20 protein-coding genes are annotated in these 21,848 nt (G+C 69.9%); 4 read left to right on the top strand and 16 right to left on the bottom strand.

Features of this window, described 5'->3' with window-relative positions:
* The first annotated feature begins 53 nt into the window (after positions 1-53).
* The 4 genes from BAY60_RS07895 to BAY60_RS07880 are packed head-to-tail and all read left to right on the top strand — an operon-like array spanning position 54 to position 3,175.
* The gene (locus tag BAY60_RS07895) at positions 54-500 is read left to right on the top strand and encodes a PE domain-containing protein (RefSeq protein ID WP_112280103.1); all 447 of its coding nucleotides are present in this window, start codon (positions 54-56) and stop codon (positions 498-500) included.
* Positions 500-1,111, top strand: a complete 612-nt coding sequence (locus BAY60_RS07890) for a DUF3558 domain-containing protein (RefSeq protein ID WP_112280102.1) — start codon at positions 500-502, stop codon at positions 1,109-1,111. Before BAY60_RS07895 ends, BAY60_RS07890 begins: the two co-directional genes overlap by 1 nt.
* Before the next feature lies 1 nt (position 1,112).
* On the top strand, positions 1,113-2,480 hold the full coding sequence (locus BAY60_RS07885) for a PPE domain-containing protein (RefSeq protein ID WP_112280101.1): 1,368 nt from the start codon (positions 1,113-1,115) through the stop codon (positions 2,478-2,480).
* Positions 2,481-2,488: 8 nt separating this feature from the next.
* The gene (locus BAY60_RS07880; RefSeq protein ID WP_245992365.1) at positions 2,489-3,175 is read left to right on the top strand and encodes an ESX secretion-associated protein EspG; all 687 of its coding nucleotides are present in this window, start codon (positions 2,489-2,491) and stop codon (positions 3,173-3,175) included.
* 3 nt (positions 3,176-3,178) lie between these two features.
* Here the strand turns inward: BAY60_RS07880 and nuoN are convergent, their stop codons facing one another.
* The 16 genes from nuoN to BAY60_RS07800 all read right to left on the bottom strand — a co-directional run bounded on the left by nuoN (position 3,179) and on the right by BAY60_RS07800 (position 21,830).
* Positions 3,179-4,747: an NADH-quinone oxidoreductase subunit NuoN gene (gene nuoN, locus BAY60_RS07875; RefSeq protein ID WP_112280100.1), complete on the bottom strand. Its 1,569-nt coding sequence runs from the start codon at positions 4,745-4,747 to the stop codon at positions 3,179-3,181.
* Between the two features lie 8 nt (positions 4,748-4,755).
* Positions 4,756-6,303, bottom strand: a complete 1,548-nt coding sequence (locus tag BAY60_RS07870) for an NADH-quinone oxidoreductase subunit M (protein WP_112280099.1) — start codon at positions 6,301-6,303, stop codon at positions 4,756-4,758.
* A gap of 279 nt (positions 6,304-6,582) precedes the next feature.
* Positions 6,583-8,481 (bottom strand): NADH-quinone oxidoreductase subunit L, encoded by a 1,899-nt coding sequence (nuoL, locus tag BAY60_RS07865; RefSeq protein WP_112280098.1) that lies wholly within the window; start codon positions 8,479-8,481, stop codon positions 6,583-6,585.
* Between the two features lie 13 nt (positions 8,482-8,494).
* Positions 8,495-8,794, bottom strand: coding sequence for an NADH-quinone oxidoreductase subunit NuoK (gene nuoK, locus BAY60_RS07860; protein ID WP_112280097.1), 300 nt, complete (start codon positions 8,792-8,794; stop codon positions 8,495-8,497).
* Positions 8,791-9,639 carry an NADH-quinone oxidoreductase subunit J gene (locus BAY60_RS07855; protein WP_112280096.1) on the bottom strand — a complete coding sequence of 283 codons (849 nt, stop codon included), beginning with the start codon at positions 9,637-9,639 and terminating at the stop codon, positions 8,791-8,793. Before BAY60_RS07855 ends, nuoK begins: the two co-directional genes overlap by 4 nt.
* Complete coding sequence (nuoI, locus tag BAY60_RS07850) at positions 9,639-10,199, bottom strand: NADH-quinone oxidoreductase subunit NuoI (RefSeq protein ID WP_112280095.1); 561 nt, start codon at positions 10,197-10,199, stop codon at positions 9,639-9,641. The genes BAY60_RS07855 and nuoI overlap by 1 nt, the downstream gene beginning before the upstream one ends.
* 156 nt (positions 10,200-10,355) lie before the next feature.
* The gene (gene nuoH / locus BAY60_RS07845) at positions 10,356-11,696 is read right to left on the bottom strand and encodes an NADH-quinone oxidoreductase subunit NuoH (RefSeq protein WP_425466450.1); all 1,341 of its coding nucleotides are present in this window, start codon (positions 11,694-11,696) and stop codon (positions 10,356-10,358) included.
* Entirely contained in the window at positions 11,693-14,167 is a 2,475-nt protein-coding gene (locus BAY60_RS07840; RefSeq protein WP_112280094.1) for an NADH-quinone oxidoreductase subunit G, read from the bottom strand. Before BAY60_RS07840 ends, nuoH begins: the two co-directional genes overlap by 4 nt.
* A complete protein-coding gene (gene nuoF, locus BAY60_RS07835; protein ID WP_112280093.1) occupies positions 14,164-15,453 on the bottom strand; it encodes an NADH-quinone oxidoreductase subunit NuoF in 1,290 nt (429 codons plus the stop codon). Before nuoF ends, BAY60_RS07840 begins: the two co-directional genes overlap by 4 nt.
* Positions 15,450-16,310, bottom strand: a complete 861-nt coding sequence (gene nuoE, locus BAY60_RS07830) for an NADH-quinone oxidoreductase subunit NuoE (protein WP_112280092.1) — start codon at positions 16,308-16,310, stop codon at positions 15,450-15,452. Before nuoE ends, nuoF begins: the two co-directional genes overlap by 4 nt.
* Entirely contained in the window at positions 16,307-17,680 is a 1,374-nt protein-coding gene (locus tag BAY60_RS07825) for an NADH-quinone oxidoreductase subunit D (RefSeq protein WP_112280091.1), read from the bottom strand. The genes nuoE and BAY60_RS07825 overlap by 4 nt, the downstream gene beginning before the upstream one ends.
* Positions 17,681-17,714: 34 nt before the next feature.
* Positions 17,715-18,485: an NADH-quinone oxidoreductase subunit C gene (locus BAY60_RS07820; protein ID WP_112280090.1), complete on the bottom strand. Its 771-nt coding sequence runs from the start codon at positions 18,483-18,485 to the stop codon at positions 17,715-17,717.
* Between the two features lie 6 nt (positions 18,486-18,491).
* Positions 18,492-19,040 carry a NuoB/complex I 20 kDa subunit family protein gene (locus tag BAY60_RS07815; RefSeq protein WP_112280089.1) on the bottom strand — a complete coding sequence of 183 codons (549 nt, stop codon included), beginning with the start codon at positions 19,038-19,040 and terminating at the stop codon, positions 18,492-18,494.
* A gap of 6 nt (positions 19,041-19,046) precedes the next feature.
* The gene (locus BAY60_RS07810; protein WP_112280088.1) at positions 19,047-19,442 is read right to left on the bottom strand and encodes an NADH-quinone oxidoreductase subunit A; all 396 of its coding nucleotides are present in this window, start codon (positions 19,440-19,442) and stop codon (positions 19,047-19,049) included.
* A 415-nt stretch (positions 19,443-19,857) separates the two neighbouring features.
* Entirely contained in the window at positions 19,858-21,129 is a 1,272-nt protein-coding gene (locus tag BAY60_RS07805; RefSeq protein ID WP_112280087.1) for a geranylgeranyl reductase family protein, read from the bottom strand.
* Positions 21,126-21,830, bottom strand: a complete 705-nt coding sequence (locus BAY60_RS07800; RefSeq protein WP_112280086.1) for a demethylmenaquinone methyltransferase — start codon at positions 21,828-21,830, stop codon at positions 21,126-21,128. Before BAY60_RS07800 ends, BAY60_RS07805 begins: the two co-directional genes overlap by 4 nt.
* Positions 21,831-21,848: the final 18 nt, after the last annotated feature.

The raw sequence follows: 21,848 nt of genomic DNA, 5'->3' as shown, positions 1-21,848 counted from the left end.
AGCATCGCCGAAACGAGGGCAAACGTCGACTGGCGCATGGTGAGGGGGACAACGTGAAGAGGGAGATCCCCGGCGAAGCCATACCCACCATGCAGGTCTACGTCCCCCGCGACACCCCGAAAACCGGCAACGACCAGACGGAGACTCCCGGCACCTCCTGGTTCGACACCGTCATCGCCACCGCAGGCCCCGGCTACGCCTTCACCCCCGACCAACTCCACACCATCGCAGGCGAATGGGAAACCCTCGCCGAGCGCTACGCGCAAGCCAAGGTGAAAGCACAGATCATCGCCTATGCCGAGGGCCCCGGGGCCGATTACGCGAGCATCAACAACGCCGAGAAAGTGAGCGCATCGGGCACGGAGCTCCTCGCCGCCCTCGATGAGCGAGTGCGCTACTGCGAGCAAATGGCGCAGAAGTTCCGCGCAGCCTTTGGCGCCTACCTCGCCGCCGAGGACAACGTCCGCGCCGAGGTCCTGGACCGCGGGGGCAGGTACTGATGGGACGCACCAGCCGCCTGGTAGCCGCGACCGCGGCCGCCGGTCTTGTCGCGGGCTGCACCGGTACCGAGCCTGGCGAAGCGGTTCCGGGAAGCCCCACGCCCAGCTCGTCTGCGGGCGCTGGCTCTCCCGACAACGGGGCGCCCAAGGTGGAGCGGCCGCTGAATGTCCAACCACTGCTCGCTGCACCTTGCGACACGCTCACTGAAAGCCAGGTCGAGACCTTCCTCGGTTCGGGCGCCAGCGCCAAGGCGGCCCCCGAAGGCATCACGGGACCCGAGTGCAGCTGGACGACAGATCATCAACATGCCCGGATCTACCTCACCTTCCCGGATCTCGACGACGCTGGATTGACGAGTCTGTATCGCAACAGGCAGAAGGGCGAGTTCTTCGAGGAGATGCCGCCAGCAGCCGGTTATCCGGTTGTCGCCTACGGGATCACGGACAACCGCGGCGAAGGCGAATGCACCGTTCGTGTCGGCGTCAGCGACCGCGACACGGTCGACATCACGCTCTACCTCAGCGACGACAAAGTCGGACAACTCGACCCCTGCGAGGCGGCACACGAAGTCGCCACCGCAGTCATTGGCAACATCAAGGCAAGGAACTGACATGGCCGAGGAAGCACCCATCAGCGCGGGTGAGATCTACGCGAAGATCCACGGCGGGCCCGGCGAGCCGGGGCTCAGCGCAGCACACGAGGCCGCTCGCGACCTCGCCAACGAGCTCGAGGACTGCGCCCACCAGGTCTTCGGTCTGGCCCAGAAGATCCACGAAGGGTGGCAGGGCGAGGCGGCTGACGGCGCATCCAACGCAGCCATACCTCTTGCCGAGGCCTCCGTCACGGACGCCATCTACCTCGCGACCGCAGGCAATGCCGTCACCGAGCAGATCAGCGCGTTCGGCACCGTGCGCAACTCCGTGGTCCCCGTCGCCGACTCGCTGCCGGAGATGGAAGCCCTCGACATCGTCGTCCCCGGCCGCTACGAGTCACGGCTCGCCGAGCACGAGGCGCAGGCACGCGCGAACGTCCAGGCGTTCGCGACCTACCACCAGGCCAGCACCGCCAACGCCGAGACCGTGCCCGCCTCCTACTACTCGCTGAGCGACACCGGCGCCCGCATCGCCGTCGCCGAGAGCCCCGCGGCCACACCCGGCAGGGAGACCGTCGGCGGCACCGCGGGCACCGTCGCCCCCGCCGGCTCCGTGCGCGCACCCGCACCGGCGACCCACGTGCCTGGCAGCGGCACCGCGGCCAGCAACACCTCGGTCCGGCCGCCGGGCCGGCGCCCGGACGTGCCCGCCGCGTCGGCCCCCGCGACAGAGACCGCGGACACTCCCGGATCGCCAGGAGCCCGACCGCCCGCCGGCATCCCGACACAGGACGGATCCCGGCAGCCGGACGACGGCACCCACGCCGCCACCTACACGCCCCAGCCGGTGAACCCACCCACGCCGCAGCCCGACTCCTACCAGTTCGGCCCCACCGGAAAACCGATCAACCACCTCAACACCGGCACCGGCCCCTGGGCACCGCCCAACCCGTACACGAGCACCGGCACCGGCACTCCCGGCACCGGCACGGGCACCGGTGGTCCCGGTACCGGAGCCCGCGGCGGCTACGGCGGCACCGCCTGGCGTGGCGGCACGCCCGGATTCGGCCAGGCACCCGGGCAGACACCGGGCCAGACACCGCCCGCACCGGGCCGGGGCACGGGCGCCGCCCTGCCCGGCGAACCGGTCTCCCGCGGCGGCACCGCTGCCACGACGGGCGCCGCCGGAGCCCGCGGCGCGGCCGGAATGCCGCTGGGTGCCATGGGCGGAGGCCGGGGCCGCGAGGAGGACAAGGACCGCCAGCCGCCGCCCTACCTGCGCAACCCCGACCCCGACGACACCTTCGCCGGACCACCGCAGGCCGCCGCGCCACCCGTGCTGGGCGAGCGCAGACCCGGCACCGACGCCGAGCGCAAGGAAAGGTAAGCCAGCCGGTGGAGTTGTCGCTGCGCACACTGCTCGGCGCCATGCAATGGGCAGGTTGCGGGGAGCCGCACCTGATCTTCGCCGGGGGTGCCGAGTACGTTCCGCCCGCGGCCGCCGGCCGCGAACGCCGCGCCCTGTTCGACGAGCTCACCGAACTCGGAGTCACCGTCGGCAAAGAGCTCGACCCCGAGTTCGAACGCTGGCTGCACGTCCTGGACCGGCCGCACACCGAGTACTACGCCTACGCGCGCACCGGCGACGAGCAGTTCGGCGTGCTGATCGCCGTCCGGGGCAGCACCACCGTCGTCGCGGAGCACCACGACAAGCGGGTGTGGCTGCGGTCCGTGGGCGAGCGCGACTACCCGGCCCTGCTGGTGGAGCTCCTTCCCTCGGTGCGGCCCGCCGCGTTCACGCCGTTCTCGCTGCCCGCGAGCGCCTACCCCGGATCAGGTCCCGAAGCCCGGCAGCTCGACACGCTGCTGGACCCTCCGCCCCGCGGCATGGGTCACCTGCACACCGCCCGCCGTCCCGGCGGCGGCCCGCGCCAGCAGGCCGTCGCACCGGTCAGCTACCTGGACACCGCCGCAGGGCGGGTCGGTATCGAGCACACCGCCGACGCACACCTGACGGTCTTTCCCGGCGACCCCACCGGGCTCGCCGCGAGGCTGGCCGCAGCCCGATCCACACTGGACTGACCGTCAGGAGCCGAGCGCGAAGCCCCCGGCGCCGGCCCAGTCGAGCGCGAAGGTCGGCGCCACCCCGAGCAGCAGCGTCACCACGACGCCCAGCGTGATCGCCGCCGTGGTGAACGCGCCGGGCACGCTCACGCTCGGCCCCTCCGGCGCGGGCTCCGAGAAGTACATCAGGACCACGACGCGCAGGTAGAAGAACGCCGCCACGGCGCTGAACACCAGCGCGATCACCACCAGCGGCGCCATCCCGTCGGACAGCGCCGCCGAGAAGACGACGAACTTGCCGACGAAGCCGCTCGTGAGCGGGATCCCCGCCAGCGCGAGCAACAGGAACGTGAACACACCCGCCAGCAGCGGTGACCGCTTGGCCAGCCCCGCCCACGCCGACAGATGCGTCGCCTCGCCCGTCGAGTCACGCACCAGCGAGATCACGCCGAACGCCGCCAGCGTCGTGAAGCCGTACGCCAGCAGGTAGAACATCGTGCCGGACAGGCCCTCGTCGGTGAGCGCCATCGTCCCGATGAGCAGGAACCCGGCGTGCGCGATCGAGGAGTACGCGATCATGCGCTTGACGTCGGTCTGGGTCAGGCCGAGGACGGCGCCGATGAGCATCGAGACGATCGCCACCGCCCACAGCACGCCGCGCCATTCCCAGTTGGTCGTCTCGAACGCGACCGTGAGCACCCGCAGGATCGCGCCGAACGCGGCGACCTTCGTGCACGCCGCCATGAACGCCGTGATCGGGGTCGGCGCGCCCTGGTAGACGTCCGGAGTCCAGGTGTGGAACGGCCCGACGGAACCCTTGAACAGCAGGCCCACCAGCAGCAGGCCGAGCCCGGCGAACAGCAGCGTGTCGGACCGGTCGGTGCCCGCGGTGGCGTTGGCGATGTCGGCGAGCCGCACCGAGCCCGCGTAGCCGTACAGCAGCGCGAGGCCGTAGAGGAAGAACGCGCTGGCGAACGCGCCGAGCAGGAAGTACTTGACCGCCGCCTCCTGCGAGATGAGCCGCCTCCTGCGCGCGAGCCCGCACATCAGGTACAGCGGCAGGCTCAGCACCTCGAGCGCGATGAACATCGTCAGCAGGTCGTTGGCCGCGGTGAACGCCATCATCCCGCCGAGTGCGAACAGCGTCAGCGGGAACACCTCGGTCTGCATGCCCGTCGAGCCGACCTGCTCACGGTCCTGCACCGTGCCGGGCGCGATGCCCGCCTGAGCGACGAACGCGCCGCCCGGCTCCACCGAGCGGTCGGCGATCAGCAGCAGCGCCGCCAGCGCGAGCGCCAGTAGCGTGCCCCACAGGAACAGGGCGGGCCGGTCCACCGCGAGCGTGCCGGACAGGGTGGTGACCCCGCGCTCCGGCGAGTCGCCCGCGTACGCGCCGAGCGCGACGCCCGCCCCCGCCAGCGCGAGCAGGCTCAGCGTGACCTGCCCCGGCCACCGCTGGTGCTTGGGCAGGAACGCCTCGAACAACACCCCGACACACGCCGCGCCGAGAATGATCAGCATCGGCAGGATCGCGGCGTAGTCGATGGGCGGTGCCTCGATGTCCGCCTGGGCCAGAAAAACGTTCGTCACGGCTGGGATTACCTTTCCTGCACCGCTGTGAGAGTCGCGTCCACCGTCGGCGTGACCGTGTCGAGCACCGGCTTCGGGTAGAAGCCGAGGCCGAGGACCAGCACCACGAGCGGTGCGAGCACCGCGATCTCGGTGACCGACAGGTCACGGATGGTCTTCTTCGCCCCGGCTTCGGGTGCCTCCACCGCACCGGGCCCCGGACTGGCCCCGAGCAGCGCGTCACCGCGCACGGGACCGGTCATGATGCGCTGGTACAGCCACAGCACGTACGCGGCGGCCAGCACCATGCCGACCGTGGCCACGATGGCGTAGGCCGGCCTGGTCTCGAACGCGCCAAGCAGCACCAGGAACTCGCTGATGAACGAGTTGGTGCCCGGCAGGGACAGCGTGGACAGGCCCGCGAGCAGCAGCATGCCGCCGAGGATGGGCGTCACCTTCGCCATGCCACCGTAGTCGGAGATCCGGGTGGAGCCGCCTCGCGCCGCGATGATGCCGACCACGAGGATCAGCATGCCGGTGGCGATGCTGTGGTTGAGCATGTAGGTCGCCGACCCCACCATCGCCTGCTGCGTGAACGCGAAGATGCCGATGGCGATGAAGCCGAAGTGCGCGAGCGAGACGTAGGCGACGAAGCGCTTCATGTCCTGCTGCCCGGCCGCGAGCATCGATCCGTAGATCACGCCGATGACGCCGAGCACCAGCACCAGCGGCGCGAGGCGCTCGCTGCCCTCCGGGAACATCGGCAGGCAGTAGCGCAGGAAGCCGAAGGTGCCGACCTTGTCGAGCACGCCGACCAGCAGCACGGTGACGCCGATGGGCGCCTGCCCTGCCGCGTCGGGCAGCCAGGTGTGGAACGGCACCAGCGGCGCCTTGATCGCGAACGCCAGGAAGAAGCCGAGGAACAGCCAGATCTGGGTGCTCGCCGGTGCGTCGCTCACCACGTCGACCAGCGTGGCCCAGTCGAACGTGCCCTGGCCCAGCTCGTCGGCGGCCAGCGAGTACGCGCCGATCGCCGAGGCGAGCATGATCAGGCCGCCGAGGAAGGAGTACAGGAAGAACTTGACCGCCGCGTACTGCCGCCGCGCACCGCCGTAGCCGCCGATGAGGAAGTACATCGGGATCAGCATGATCTCGAACAGCACGTAGAACAGGAACACGTCGGTCGCGGCGAACACAGCGATGGTCAGCGCCTGCTGCACGAGGATCAGCGCGAGGAAACCCGCGGCGCTGCGGCCCTCCGGCAGCTTGTCGGTCGAGTGCAGTGCCCCGATGACGATCGGCACGAGCAGCGCGATGACGGCGATCATCAGCAGCGCGATGCCGTCGATGCCGAACGAGATGTGGACGCCGAAAGCCGGGATCCAGTCCATCGAGGACGCCTGCTGGATGCGCTCGCCGCCCGGGTCGTATGCGAGCCACAGCGGCACGATCAGCAGCAACTCCACGATGGACACCGCGAGTGCGGTGATCGTGGCGAGCCGGTCGTTCGACCGCAGGCCGGTGAGAGCCAGCGCTCCCGCAAGGGGGAGCAGGATGAGAGCGAGCAACACAGTCATGAGTTCCCACCAAGGTGAGTCGCGGCAGTCAACTGGCCCCGAGAGCGCGCCCCCGCCGAAGGCACGGTGATGGTGGCGGCGGGGCGCTCACCCAACACCACGCGAGGAGACGCTCCCAGCGGGAGCGCCCCGGCGACACCATCACGTCGGCGCGCAGATCGCGAAAACACAGTCATGAGTCCTCACCAAGGCGAGTCGCGGCAGTCAGCAGTACCCGAGAGCGCGCCCCCGCCGAAGGCACGGTGATGGCGGCGGGGTGCGCGGATCGCGAAGAAGCAGTCACGAGTACCTCACCGCCAGGAGTGCACCGACGAGCAGGACGCCGCCACCGAGCATCGACAGTGCGTAGGAGCGGACGAATCCGGTCTGGAGTCTGCGGAGCCGGCCCGACCCTCCGCCGAGCCCGGCGGCGAGTCCGTTGACGGCGCCGTCGACGCCCCGGTTGTCCGCGAAGACCGAGAAGCGGGTCAGCCACAGGCCGGGCGTGGCCACCAGCGCCTCGTTGAGCGCGTTGCCGTAGAGGTCCTTCCGCGCGGCACGCACCGGCCAGGACACGTTCGCCGGCCGCTCCACCGGGGTGTCGCGCCTGCCGAACAGCGTCCACGCCAGCAGCACACCCAGCGCCGAGATCAGCACGGTCAGCCACGGGATCAGCGCGTGCGGCAGCACACCGTGGTCGGACTCGGACAGCTCGCCCACGGCGGGCACGAGGAACTCGGCGAGCGTGTCGCCGCTGATCAGCAGCGCACCGGCGGCCACGGAGCCGACGGCCAGCACGATCATCGGCACCGTCATCACCGGCGGCGACTCGTGGGGATGGAACTCGCGCCCGTCGGCGGAGGTGGTCTCGCGCCAGCGCTGCTTGCCGAAGAACGTCAGCAGAACGAGGCGGGTCATGTAGAACCCGGTGATGCCGGCGGCCAGCAGCGCGGAGCCACCGAAGATCCAGCCACGCCAGCCTTCCTGGCCGAACGCGGCCTCGATGATCGCGTCCTTGGTGTAGAAGCCGGACAGGAACGGGAACCCGATGATCGCCAGGTAGCCGAGGCCGAACGTCGCGAACGTGATCGGCATCTTCCGGTAGAGGCCGCCGAACTTGCGCATGTCGACCTCGTCGTTCATGGCGTGCATGACCGACCCTGCACCGAGGAACAGGCCTGCCTTGAAGAAGCCGTGCGTGAGCAGGTGCGCGATCCCGAGCGCGTAGCCGAACGGGCCGAGCCCGACGGCGAGCATCATGTAGCCGATCTGACTGACCGTGGAGTACGCCAGCACCTTCTTGATGTCGTCGTAGGCGCAGCCGATGATCGACCCGAGCAGCAGCGTGAACGCGCCGACGATGGTCACCAGCAGGCGGCCGTCCTCGGTGAGGTTGTAGATCGGCGCCGAGCGGGCCACCAGGTACACGCCTGCGGTCACCATCGTCGCGGCGTGGATGAGCGCCGAGACCGGGGTGGGGCCCTCCATGGCGTCGGGCAACCACGCCTGCAGCGGGAACTGACCGGACTTGCCGCACGCGCCGAGCAGGAGCAGCAGACCGATCGCGGTCACCACGCCCGGCGACACGTCACCGATGCCCGCGAACACCTCGGCGTAGCTGGTGCTGCCGATGTGCTTGAACATCAGGAAGATCGCCAGCGCCAGGCCGACGTCGCCGACACGGTTCATCAGGAAGGCCTTCTTCGCGGCGGTCGCCGCCGAAGGCCGGTCGGTGTACCAGCCGATCAGCAGGTACGAGGCGAGGCCGACGCCCTCCCAGCCGAGGTACAGCGTCACGAAGCTGTTGCCCAGCACCAGCACCAGCATCGAGGCGACGAACAGGTTCAGGTAGGCGAAGAAGCGCCTGCGATCGCGGTCCTCGGCCATGTAGCCGATCGAGTAGATGTGGATCAGCGAGCCGACGCCGGTGATGAGCAGGACGAACGTCACCGACAGCGGGTCGATCCGCAGCCCGAAGTCCACCTGCAGCGCGCCGACCGGGATCCACGAGTACACCGTCGTGTCCGCGGCCTCGGCGAAGGAGTCGGCGAAGAACATCGCCAGGCCGTAGACGAACGACGCGATGACCGTCGCGCAGCCGAGCAGGTGCCCCCAGGCGTTGGTCCGGTTACCCCCGAGCAGCAGGATGAGCGCGCCGAGCGCAGGAAACGCGACCAGCAGCCACGATGATGCGATCACTGACCGGAACCTTTCAGTACTTCAGCAGGTTGGTGTCGTCGACCGAGGCCGAGCGCCGGGTGCGGAAGATGGCCATGATGATCGCGAGCCCGACCACGACCTCGGCGGCGGCGACGACCATCACGAAGAACGCCATCACCTGCCCCTCGATGGATCCGTTGATGCGCGCGAACGTGACCAGGGTCAGGTTCACGGCGTTGAGCATGAGCTCGATGCACATGAACATGACGATCGCGTTGCGCCGCACCAGCACGCCGACGGCGCCGATCGTGAACAGCAACGCCGACAGCAGCAGGTAGTACGTCGGGGTCATTCCGCCGTCTCCCCCTCCTTGTCCGGGCCGACCAGCGCGTGCGCGTCCGGTGTGGACGCCTCGCCCGCCACCTGCTTGCGCGCGGTGTCCAGCTTGGCGGCGGAGGTGGACTCGATGAGCTCCGACAGCGACTCCGGGGCCACCGAGCCGTCGGGCAGCAGGGCCGGGGTCGCGACGGAGTTGGCGGTGGCGAACACCCCGGGCCCCGGCTTGGGCGAGGGCCGCTCGTACTCACCGCGGAAGCGCGCCTCGACCAGTTCCCGCTGGGAGCGCTTGCCGGCCTTGGAGTGCCGCTCGGTGAAGGCCAGCACCATCGCGCCCATGCCCGCCGTGATGAGCAGCGCCGAGGTCAGCTCGAACGGGAACAGGTAGTCGCTGAAGATCATCCTGCCGAGGCCGCCCGCTCCGCCGCCCTCGGCCGTCCACGGGTTGAGCGGCTGGGCGGGGGTGACGTCGGCGACGGCCCTCGTCAGCGCTCCGGCCAGCACGCCCGCGACACCGACGCCGAGCACGGCCGCGGCGAGCCGCTGACCGCGTAGCACCTCGACCACCGAGTCGGACGACTCCCGGCCCACGAGCATCAGCACGAAGAGGAACAGCATCATGATCGCGCCGGTGTAGACGATGATCTGCGTGAAGCCGAGGAAGGGCGCATTCTGGATCAGGTAGAGCATGCCCAGCGAGAGCATCGTGAGCACCAGCCACAGGGCCGAGTGCACCGCGTTGCGCGCGAAGATCATGCCGAGCGCGCCGAGCAGGGTCAGCGGCCCGAGGATCCAGAACGCGACGGCCTCACCGGTGGAGACGGTCGCCTCGGCTCCCGCCTGGGCCAGATAGGGCACCATCACTGCATCGCCTTCTCTTCACTCGTCTCCACGGTCTCCCCGGACGGAACGCCGCGGTCGCGCGCCAGTTCGGGGCCGTTGACGTAGTAGTCCTGCTCGTTGTCGCCCAGCCGCATGGGGTGCGGCGGCTGCTCCATGCCGGGCAGCAGCGGCGCGAGCAGGTCCTCCTTGGTGTAGATGAGGTCCTGCCGGTTGTCGTCGGCGAGCTCGTAGAAGTTGATCATCGTCAGCGACCGGGTGGGGCAGGCCTCGACGCACAACCCGCAGCCGATGCAGCGCAGGTAGTTGATCTGGTAGTCCTTGCCGTAGCGCTCACCGGGCGAGTACCGCTCCTCCTCGGTGTTGTCCCCGCCCTCGACGAAGATCGCGTCCGCGGGGCACGCCCACGCGCACAGTTCGCAGCCGACGCACTTCTCCAGCCCGTCCGGGTGCCGGTTGAGCTGGTGCCTGCCGTGGTAGCGGGGCGCGGCGGGAGCGCCGATCTCCGGGTACTCCTCGGTGGCCACCTTCTTGAACATGTTCGAGAAGGTGACGCCGAAGCCCTTCAGCGCGTCGAACATGGTGTGCCTCCGATCAGCGAGCGTGGATCGGCGTGGATGCATGGCAAGGCGGAGGCGAGCCCGCGTACCGGGTTGTACCCGGGCTCGCCGACAACACAGCGAGGCGCCGCGCCGGTCGCGCTCGCCGGAGGTTTCGCCCTGTTCGGCGCGCTGCGATCAAACGTCCCCATGGTTGCTGCCCTCCTTCGTCGACGCGAGCGCAGCCGGTTCCTGCTTCCTCGCGGCCTTCGCCTTGGCCTGCAGCGCCTTCCGCCGTGGGGTCGTCTCCGGCACCTTGAGGTTCAGCGGCGGCACCGGGTAGCCACCGCCGGTGACGGGCACGGAGTCCTCGTCGGGGACCTTCTTCTCCGGCAGCAGCAGCGACAGCAGCACGATCACGACGATGACGATGCCGCCGATGACGAGGATCTGTCCCGTGGAGACGTTGCCGTCGTTGCGGATGGCCCGGATCGCCGCGATCATGACGACCCACACCAGGGCGGCGGGGACCAGGACCTTCCAGCCCAGCTTCATGAACTGGTCGTAGCGGAACCGCGGCAGCGTGCCGCGCAGCCAGATGAAGCCGAACAGGAGCACGAACATCTTGGCGAAGAACCACAGCACCGGCAGCCAGCCCTGGTTCAGCGGCGAGTCGGCGCCGACGAACGGGAACAGGTAGCCGCCGAGGAACAGCGTCGTCGCGAAGGCCGAGACGATCACCATGTTGACGTACTCGGCGAGGAAGAACATCGCGAACTTCATCGAGCTGTACTCGGTGTGGAAGCCGCCGACCAGCTCGGACTCCGCCTCCGGCAGGTCGAACGGCGCCCGGTTGGTCTCCCCGACCATGGAGATCAGGTAGATCAGGAAGCTCGGGAACAGCAGGTAGAAGTACCAGCCGCTCTGCTGCGCGTCGACGATCGCGCTCGTCGCCAGCGACTGCGCGTAGAGCACCACGCTGACGATCGCCAGGCCCATCGCGATCTCGTAGGAGATCACCTGCGCCGCGGAACGCAGGCCGCCCAGCAGCGGGTACGGCGAGCCGGACGACCAGCCGGCGAGCACGATCCCGTACACGCCGATCGAGGCGCCCGCGAGGACCAGCAGCACGCTGACGGGAAGCTCGATCAGCTGGAGCGCCGTGCGCTCACCGAAGATCGTCACCTCGGGACCGAACGGGATGGCCGCGAGACCGATCAACGCGGGTACCGCGGCGATCACCGGCGCCAGGAAGTACACCTTGCGGTCGGCGGTCTCCGGAATGACCTGTTCCTTGAACGGCAGCTTCAGCGCGTCCGCGAGCGACTGCAGGTAGCCGCCCGGGCCGACCCGGTTGGGACCGGGGCGGTTCTGCATGCGGCCGACGGCCTTGCGCTCCCACACGATGAGGAAGATCGTCAGGATCGGGCCGAGCAGCAGGATGACGACGGCCTTGAGCAGGATGAGCCACAGCGGGTCGTCCGCGATCAGCTCCGCCCTGGTCATCGGGTCCTGCGCCTGGGCGAGGAACGGGATCACTGGTCACCTCCGGCCGCGATGGTCACCACGGCACCGTGTCCGGCGCCGAGCGTGGCGCGGACCTTCGAACCCGGCGAGTTCGCCGGAAGCCACACGACACCGTCGGGCAGGTCGGCCACCTCGAGCGGGAGGGTGACCGAGCCGCGCTCGGTGGACACCGTGACCCGCCTGCCGAGCCCGGCGGCACTCGCCTTCGACATCCGCGCCACCACCGGGCGTGCGGTCCCGGCCAGGTGCGGCTCGTCGATCTGCAGCGTGCCCTCGTCGATCAGCTGCCGCCACGTGGCGAGCACGGCCTGGCCGTCGCCCGCCTTCGGCACGTGCCCGTTCGGCACGTCCGGCGCGGCCGCCGACCCGGTGGGCTTCGGTGCCAGCCGCGCCAGATCGCCGGCCGCGGCGGCCGGGGTCTGGGTGAACAGGTCGGCGTCCATCTCGACGCCGAGGGTGTCGAGCACGCGGCAGTCGGGCAGCGCGCCGGTGCCCTCCAGCGTGATGGAGAACTCGCGGCGGCGGCCCTCCCAGTTCAGGAAGCTGCCCGCCTTCTCGTCCACGGGTGCGATGGGCAGCACGACGTCGGCGTGCTCGGTGACCTCGCTCGGCAGCATTTCCAGGCTGACCACGAAGCTCGCCGCCGCCAGCGCCTTGCGGGCCAGCGCCGGGTCGGGCAGGTCGGCCGGGTCGACGCCGCCGACGAGCAGGCCGTCCAGGTCGCGGGTCACCAGCGCGTTCAGCATTCCGGTGACGTCCCGGCCGGGAGTTCCCGGCAGTGCGCCCGCCTCCAGGCCCCACACCTGCTCGACCTCGGACCTCGCCGCGGCGTCCTCGACGGACCGGCCGCCGGGCAGCAGCGTCGGCAGCGCGCCCACCTCGATGGCGCCCCGCTCGCCCGCCCTGCGCGGAATCCACGCGAGCCTGGCCCCGGTGCGCTCCGACAGCCGGTGCAGCGCGGAGAACAGGCCGGGCACCTCGGCGGCCCGCTCGCCGACGAGCACCACGGCCCCTTCGGCGCGCAGTGCCTCGTCCAGGTCGGGCGCGTGCTGGGCGATGCCCTCGACGGCGCTCGCCTCACCGCCGGGCACGCAGGCCAGCAGCTCGCCGAACGTCTTGCTCACCGCGGGCGTCGTCCACTGTCCGATGTGGACCACCTTGGTGCGGCGCTTGCGGGCGCCCTTGCGCAGCCGCAGGAAGACGGCGGGCGCCTCCTCCTCCGGCTCGAACGCCACGCACAGCACCAGTGGCGCGTGCTCCAGCGCCGTGAACGTCACGCCCGTCTCCGGCGTGGTGCCCACGACCCGGGAGGCGAGGAAGTCCAGTTCCTCCGCCGAATGGGCCCGCGCGCGGTAGTCGATGTCGTTGGTGCGCAGGGCCAGCCGGGCGAACTTGCTGTAGGCGTAGGCGTCCTCCAGCGTGAGCCTGCCACCCGGCAGCACGCCGACGCCCTTGCCGTCGCGGGCCTTCGCCAGCCCGTCGGCGGCGGCGGCCAGCGCCTGCGTCCAGGACGCCTCCTCCAGCTCACCCGTCTCGGCGTTGCGCACCAGCGGCGTGCGGAGGCGCTGCGCGGCGGTGGCGTAGCGGAACGCGAAGCGGCCCTTGTCGCAGATCCACTCCTCGTTGACCTCCGGGTCCTCACCCGCGAGCTTGCGCATCACCTTGCCGCGCCGGAAGTCGGTGCGCTCCGCGCAGCCCGACGAGCAGTGCTCGCACACGCTCGGCGAGGACACCAGGTCGAACGGCCGCGACCGGAACCGGTACTGCGCGCTGGTGAGCGCGCCGACCGGGCAGATCTGGATGGTGTTGCCGGAGAAGTAGCTCTGGAACGGCTTGCCGCTCGCCGTGTGCGAGGCCGCGTCGTAGATCTCGGCGGTCTCGGCGGTGCCGATCTGCTGGTGCGCGCCGCGCTCGAGCAGGTCGATGAACGGGTCGCCCGCGATCTGGTCGGAGAACCGGGTGCAACGCTGGCACAGCACGCAGCGCTCGCGGTCGAGCAGCACCTGCGTGGAGATCGGCAGCGGCTTGGGGAACGTGCGCTTGGTGTCGCGGAAGCGCGAATCCGCCCTGCCGTGCGCCATCGCCTGGTTCTGCAGCGGGCACTCACCGCCCTTGTCGCAGATCGGGCAGTCGAGCGGATGGTTGATGAGCAGCAGCTCCATCACGCCCTGCTGGGCCTTGTCCGCGACCGGCGAGGTGCGCTGGGTCTTGACCACCATGCCGTCGGCGACCGTCATCGTGCACGAGGCCTGCGGCTTCGGCATCGGCCTGCCGTTCATCTCCACCTCGACCAGGCACTGGCGGCACGCGCCTGCCGGGTCGAGCAGTGGGTGGTCGCAGAACCGGGGAATGACGGTGCCGAGCCGCTCGGCGGTGCGGATCAGCAGCTCGCCCTTGGGCGCGATGACCTCCTCGCCGTCGATCGTGAGCTTGACGTAGCCCTCAGGGACCTCGACCTTCGGTTCTTCCGGCGCCATCGTCATGCCTGCGCTCCCACGAGTTCTTGCTTCGCCCGGTTGTCCTCGCAGAGGGCGAGGAACTCGTCCCGGAAGTACTTGATGCCGCTGGTGATCGGGCTGACCGCACCGTCACCGAGCGCGCAGAAGGAGCGGCCGAGGATGTTGTCGCAGACATCCAGCAGGGTGTCGATGTCCTCCTCGGTGCCCCGGCCCGCCACCATGCGCTCGAGAATCTGCGCGAGCCAGTAGGTGCCCTCGCGGCACGGCGTGCACTTGCCGCACGACTCGTGCTCGTAGAACTGCGTCCACTTCATGACGGCCCATGGCACCGACACGGTCTCGTTGAAGACCTGCACCGCCGTGGTGCCGAGCATCGAGCCGGCCTCGGCGGCGCCCTCGAAGTCCAGCGGCACGTCGAGGTGCTCGGCGGTGAACAGCGGCGTCGACGAGCCGCCCGGCGTCCAGAACTTCAGCGGGATGCCGTCCTTCATGCCGCCGCACAGCTCCAGCAGTTCCCGCAGGGTGGTACCCAGCGGGGCCTCGTACTGGCCGGGCCGCTCGACGTGGCCGGAGATCGAGAAGATCTTCGGCCCCGGCGACTTCTCGCTGCCCATCTGGCGGAACCAGTCGGCGCCACCGTTGACGATGAAGGGCACGCTCGCGATCGTCTCGACGTTGTTCACCGTGGTCGGCGCGGCGTAGAGGCCCGCGGCTGCCGGGAACGGCGGCTTGAGCCTCGGCTGTCCCCTGCGGCCCTCGAGCGAGTCGAGCAGCGCCGTCTCCTCACCGCAGATGTAGGCGCCCGCCCCCGCGTGCACGGTGATGTCGAGGTCGAAGCCGGAGCCGAGGATGTTCTTGCCGAGATAGCCCGCCTCGTACGCCTCGCGCACGGCCGCGTTGAGCCTGCGGATGCAGTGCAGTGCCTCGCCGCGCACGTAGATGAAGCAGTGGTGCGAGCGCATCGCGTACGCGGCGATGACGCAGCCCTCGATGAGCGAGTGCGGGTCGGCCATCATCAGCGGGATGTCCTTGCAGGTGCCCGGCTCGCCCTCGTCGGCGTTGATGACGAGGTAGTGCGGCTTGTCCTCGTTGGGCGGCATGAACGACCACTTGACGCCCGCCGGGAAGCCCGCGCCGCCACGTCCGCGCAGGCCTGCGTCCTTGACCAGCTGCACCAGCTGCTCCGGCGTGCCCGCGAGCGCCTTGCGGATGGCCGTGTAGCCCTCCAGCTTCTCGTAGGTCGACAGCCGCCACGACTGCGGCGACAGCCATCGCTTGGTGAGAACGGGGGTAATCGGGTCCGCACTCATTTGTGCTCCACCTCCGGCAGCGGGACGTCGTCCGGCAGCGCGGGCGCCGTCCAGCCGCGGTCAGCGGCCAGCTGGGCGCCACGCAGGGTCTCCACGGCCTGGGACGGGCCGTCGACGTCGGCGCGGAACGCGTCGGTGTCCTCGGGGAAGAACCCGGCGAGCTGCCGTTCCACCGACTTGAAGTCCGACAGCGGCGCACCCCGCGACGGCGCGGGCTTCTCCCCGCGCCGCAGGGCGTCGACCAGCTCGACGGCCTTCTCCGGCGTCTGGTTGTCGTAGTACTCGTAGTTGACCTGCAACACCGGGCCGAGGTCGCAGGCGGCGAGGCACTCGGCGTGCTCGAGCATGATCGAGCCGGGCTCGCCGGGAGTGCCCGCGACCTCCTCGTGGCCGAGCGGCTTGCCGTCGCTGCCCAGGTGCTCCTGGAGCCGCTGGTAGATCGCGTCGCCACCGAGCGCCGCGCACAGGGTGTTGGTGCACACGCTCACCAGGTGCTCGCCGCACGGCCTGCGCTTGTACATCGTGTAGAAGGTGACGACGGCGCTGACCTCGGCCTCGGAGAGCCCGAGCTGGTCGGCGCAGAACGCCACACCCTCCTGGCTGACGTAGCCCTCGACGGACTGCACCAGGTGCAGCATCGGCAGCAGCGCCGAGCGCGACTGCGGGTAGCGGGCGGCCAGCTCCCTGGCCTTGGCGACGATGTCGTCGTCGAACGGGCTCGCCGGCCGGTCGTCGGTCAGCATGCCCTCCTCCTGGACGGGCGAGATCGCCATGACGTCGACGTCCTCCCCCGCGGCGGCGAAGGTCTGCTTGGCGGGCCGCGGCCCGGGCCGCGGCGTCTCCGACGGTGTGGTCACCGGTCCACTCCCCCCATCACCGGGTCGATCGAGGCGACCGCCGCGATGACGTCGGCGACGAGGCCGCCCTCGGACATCGCGGGCATCGACTGCAGGTTCACGAAGCTCGGCTCCCGGACGTGCACGCGCAGCGGCCGGGTGCCGCCGTCGGAGACCAAGTGGTAGCCGAGTTCGCCGCGCGGCGACTCCACCGGCACGTACACCTGGCCCGGCGGGACGCGGAAGCCCTCCGTGACCAGCTTGAAGTGGTGGATCAGCGACTCCATCGACTGACCCATGATCTTGCGGACGTGCTCCAGCGAGTTGCCCATGCCGTCGCTGGAGATCGAGAGCTGGGCGGGCCAGGCGACCTTGGCGTCCTCCACCATCACCGGGCCGGGCTCCAGCATCGTGAGCACCTGCCGGATGATGCGCAGCGACTGGTGCATCTCCTCGACGCGGATCAGGTAGCGCGCCCAGCAGTCCGCGTCGGTGGAAGTGGGGATGTCGAACTCGATCTCGTCGTAGCAGGAGTACGGCTCCACCTTGCGCAGGTCCCACGGCAGGCCGGCCGACCGCAGCACCGGGCCCGTGACGCCGAGCGAAAGGCACGCGTCCACGGGCAGGTAGCCGACGCCCTTGAGCCGGTTGCGCCAGATCGGCTGGCCGGTGAACAGCTTGTCGTAGAGCGGAAGCCGCTCGTCCATCACGTCGCAGAACTTGGAGACGACCTCGTGGAAGTCGTCCGGCATGTCCTGCGCGAGCCCGCCTGGGCGGATGAAAGCGTGGTTCATGCGCAGGCCGGTGAGGTACTCCAGCAGGTGCAGCACCTCCTCGCGCTCGCGGAAGCCCAGCGTCATGGCCGTGGTGGCGCCCAGCTCCATGCCGCCGGTGGCGATGTAGACGAGGTGCGAGCCGATGCGGTTGATCTCCAGCAGCAGCACGCGCAGCAGCTGTGCCCTGCGGGGCGCCTCGATGCCGAGCAGCTTCTCCACCGCGAGGCAGTAGCCCATCTCGTTGGACAGCGGCGCCAGGTAGTCCATGCGCGTCACGAACGTGACGCCCTGGGTCCAGGTGCGGTACTCGCAGTTCTTCTCGATCCCGGTGTGCAGGTAGCCGATGACCGAGCGGAGCTGGGTGACGGTCTCGCCCTCCATCTCCAGCACGAGCCGGAGCACGCCGTGCGTCGACGGGTGCTGCGGGCCCATGTTGATGACCATGCGCTCGTCGTGCGTGGCATCGGAGAGGACGTCGTCCCAGTCACCGCCGCTGACCGTGTAGACGCGGCCCTCGGTGGTCTCGCGGTGCTCGGCGTACCGGGCGCTGTCGCTGCCCTCGGCTGTGGTGTCGGTGCCGGTCGTGGCGTCGGCGAGCCGATCGCTGGTCGTCATTGCGCCTCCAGCTGGAGAGAGTGCCTCGGCGGCGTCATGAGTAGGACCTCCGCGTATCGGGCGGCGGGATCTCCGCGCCCTTGTACTCCACCGGGATCCCGCCGAGCGGGTAGTCCTTGCGCTGCGGGTGGCCGTCCCAGTCGTCCGGCATGAGGATCCGGGTGAGCGCGGGGTGACCGTCGTAGACGATTCCGAACATGTCCCACGCCTCCCGCTCCTGCCAGTCGGCCGTCGGGTAGACCTCCACAATGGACGGCACGTGGGGGTCGTCGGCATCGAGCGTGACCTCCAGCCGGATGCGCCGCCGGTAGGTCATCGACGTCAGGTGGTACACCGAGTGCAGGCGCTGCGGCACGTCCACGCCGTAGTCCACCCCGGACACCGAACTGCAGAGCTCGAAGCGCAGGCCCTCGTCGTCGCGCAGCGTGCGGCAGACCTCCACCAGGTGCTCGCGGGCGACGTAGAACGTGATCTCACCGCGGTCCACGGTCACCTGCTGGATCGCCTCGGCGGGGATCCCGTTGTCGGCGAGCGCGGCGAAGAACTCGTCGGCGAACTCGTCGAACCAGCCGCCGTAGGGCCGCTCGGCGGGCGGCGGCGAGTAGGCGGGCAGCCGCAGGCCGCCGTAGCCGGACGTGTCACCGGTGCCGGAGACGCCGAACATGCCCTTGCGCTCGCGGCCCGCGATGACCGGCTCGGCGGGCCGGGCGGGCTCGGCGCCCTTCGGCTCCACACCGCTCTCGGCACGCTCCGCGCTGGACAGCTCTCCGCCGGTCTCTGGCTTGTCTGGGTCGTTCTCGGGCATCGCGGCCTACTTCTTCGCGTACTTGACGGAGGACGGGATGATCTCGGTGCGCTCGCCGCTGGCGGCGCGCAGCGCGGCACGGCGCGGGCCCATCGGCTCGTCCTGGATCTTGGCGTGCAGCTTCAGGATCGCGTCGAGCAGCATCTCCGGTCGCGGCGGGCACCCCGGCAGGTACATGTCGACGGGGACGATGTGGTCGACGCCCTGCACGACGGCGTAGTTGTTGAACATGCCGCCGGACGAGGCGCAGACACCCATGGCGAGCACCCACTTCGGCTCGGCCATCTGGTCGTAGATCTGCCGCAGCACCGGCGCCATCTTCTGCGTCACGCGGCCCGCGACGATCATCAGGTCGGCCTGCCGGGGGGTGGCGCTGAAGCGCTCCATGCCGAACCGCGCGATGTCGTACCGGGACCCGCCGGTGGTCATCATCTCGATGGCGCAGCAGGCCAGGCCGAACGTGGCGGGCCACAGCGAGTTCTTACGGGCCCAGTTGACCACCTTCTCCAGGCTGGCCAGCAGGATGCCGTTGGGGAGATTCTCTTCCAGACCCATGATCTTCTAGTTCCAATCCAGCCCGCCGCGCCGCCACACGTAGAAGTCGGCGATGAAGAAGGTCGCGATGAACAGGGTGACGGCGCCCACGCCCCACAGGCCGAGCGCGTCGGCCGACACGGCGTACGGGAACAGGAACACCATCTCGATGTCGAACAGGATGAACAGCATCGCCGTGACGTAGTAGGCGACGGGCATCCGGCCCGCTCCGACGAGCGGCTGCGGGGAGGGCTCGATGCCGCACTCGTAGGCCGCCTGCTTGGCCTTGTTGTACCGCTGCGGACCGACCAGGGGGCCCAGCAGCACGGAGAACACGGCGAACGCGAGCGCCAGTGCGAAGAGCAGGACCAGCGGCAGGTAGATGCCGATACCGGTCGCCGCGCTCTCCTGTGCCAGCACCATCGACGCTCCTGTGGAGTTCACTGCGGCACCATCCTTTCCGCGCCGCTGCGTTACGGACGTGTGTTGTGCGACGTTCCTGGCGGCACCCTAAGGGACCTTGGTCACACCTCCGAGGGTTAGGGCACCCTTACCGCCGGTGTTCATCCACCCCGGTCCCCGCCCCTCGGCGCCCGGTCGCTTGTGAAATGGTTCACAAGCTTCCCGACGAGGTTGTGAAGCGGTTCACAAGGCATGGAGCAAGTGTAAGACGCGACTCACATCCTGTCGCTAGTCCCCGTGGTATAAGGCTTACCTAACCTCGCCGGTCACAGGAACGTCACGCGCCGTCGTCGCAAGGCTGAGACCAGGGCGAAAACGGACACCCGAGGCGGAACGCGCGAACCTAGTACGCGTGTCCTGTGAGTTTTCCCACGTGTCAGGCGCTGGGGGTGGCCTTCGCGAGCAGCGAGATCAGGCGGTCCACCCCGTCGCCGCCGCTGGCGTCGTAGCAGCCGGAGAGGCCCTTGTACACCAACGGAATCAGCGCGTTGACGCGCAGCCCGTACTTCGTCGCGGCCCGCATGACGGCGGGCTTGCCGATCGCCTTGGCGAAGAGGTTGCCCAGCCGGTAGTAGCCGCCCATCAGCTCCGCCAGCGCCCTCGGATACCCACTCAGCGCCCGTTCCCGCGACGGGCCCTCCGGGCGGGCGAGGGCCTGCACGACGTGCTCGGCGGCCAGCTGCGCCGACTCCATCGCCGCCGAGATGCCCTCGCCGTTGAACGGGCTCACCATGCCGCCCGCGTCGCCGAGCAGCAGCAGCCCGGCGCGGTAGTGCGGCGTGCGGTTGAAGCCCATCGGCAGCCCGGCCCCGCCGATGCGGCCCACCGCGTTCTCCTCGCGGTAGCCCCATTCCGCCGGTGTGGAGTCGAGCCAGGTCCGCAGCAAGGCGCGGTAGTCGGTGTTGCGGAACGCCGCCGACGTCGACAGCATGCCGAGCCCGACGTTCACCGTGCCGTCGCCGAGCGGGAACGCCCAGCCGTAGCCGGGCAGCAGCTTGGGCCTGCGCGGATCGCTGCGGTCCCACAGCTCCAGATGGCCCTCGATGAACTCGTCGTCGTGCCGGGGACTGCGGTAGTAGCGGCGCACGGCCACGCCCATCGGGCGCTTCTCGTTCTTCTCGATGCCCGCCGACAGCGCCAGCCGCGCGGACACGCCGTCGCACGCCAGCACCAGCGGCGCACGGTAGCTGACGGGGCGCTTGTCCTCGCCCGTCTTCGCCTCCACGCCGACGACGCGGCCGGTGCGCTCGTCGGTGATCGCGCCGGTGACGGTGGTGCGCTCCTGCAGCCGGGCGCCCGCCTTGACGGCGGTCCTGGCCAGCAGGTCGTCGAAGTCCTGGCGCGTGCGCGCGACGCCGTAGGGCGGGTAGCTGGTCAGCTCCGGCCAGTCCAGCTCCAGGGTCAGCTCGCCGGTGAGGATGCGCAGCCCCCTGCTGTGCACCCAGCCCGCGTCCCTGCTGGTGTCGATGCCCAGGTCGATGAGCTGCTTCACGCCACGCGGGGTGAGCCCGTCGCCGCAGACCTTCTCGCGCGGGAACGTCGTCTTCTCCAGCAGCAGCACGTCGACGCCCGCACGGGCGAGGTAGGTGGCGGCCGTCGATCCGGCTGGGCCGGCCCCGACGACGATGACCTGGGCGTCCTGGCTCATGCGGCCGAGTCTACGGAGGGCTTGCGCGCCCTGTGGATGGCGACGACGCCGAATGTGAGGTTCATCCACTCCACGTTGGTCCACCCGGACGCCGCGATGAGCTCGCCGAGCCCGCGCTGGTCGGGCCAGGTCAGCATCGACTCGGCCAGATAGGAGTAGGCCTCCGGATTGGACGATGCGCGCCTGCCGAGCCACGTCATCGCCCGCAGCAGGATCTTGCGGTAGACGAACCGGATGGGCGGGAACGTCGGCGTGGAGACCTCGCAGATCACCAGCCTGCCGCCGGGCCGGACCACCCTCGCGATCTCGGTGAGCGCCGCCGAGGTGTCGACGAAGTTGCGGATGCCGAAGGAGATCGTGGCCGCGTCGAAGGAGTCGTCGGCGAAGGGCAGCCGCAGTGCGTCCGCGGCGACCATGGGCACGCCCCGGTGCCGTCCGCTGCGCAGCATGCCCAGGGAGAAGTCCGCCGCGACACACCACGCGCCGTTGCGGGAGTACTCGGTGGTGGACACGCCAGTGCCCGCCGCGAGGTCGAGCACGCGCTCGCCTCTGCGGGCGTCGAGCACCTTGGACGTCGTGATCCGCCACCGCCGGTCGAAACCGAACGTCATCACGGAGTTCGCGCGGTCGTAGCCGGCCGCGACTCCGTCGAACATGGCGGCGACGTCGCGAGGATCCTTGTCCAGGCTCGCTCGTGGCATGCCCGGAGTGTAGTTGCG

It is taken from the genome of Prauserella muralis, from assembly GCF_003202285.1.
GTDB lineage: Bacteria > Actinomycetota > Actinomycetes > Mycobacteriales > Pseudonocardiaceae > Prauserella_B > Prauserella_B muralis.
This window is presented reverse-complemented; position numbering and strand designations above follow the sequence as displayed.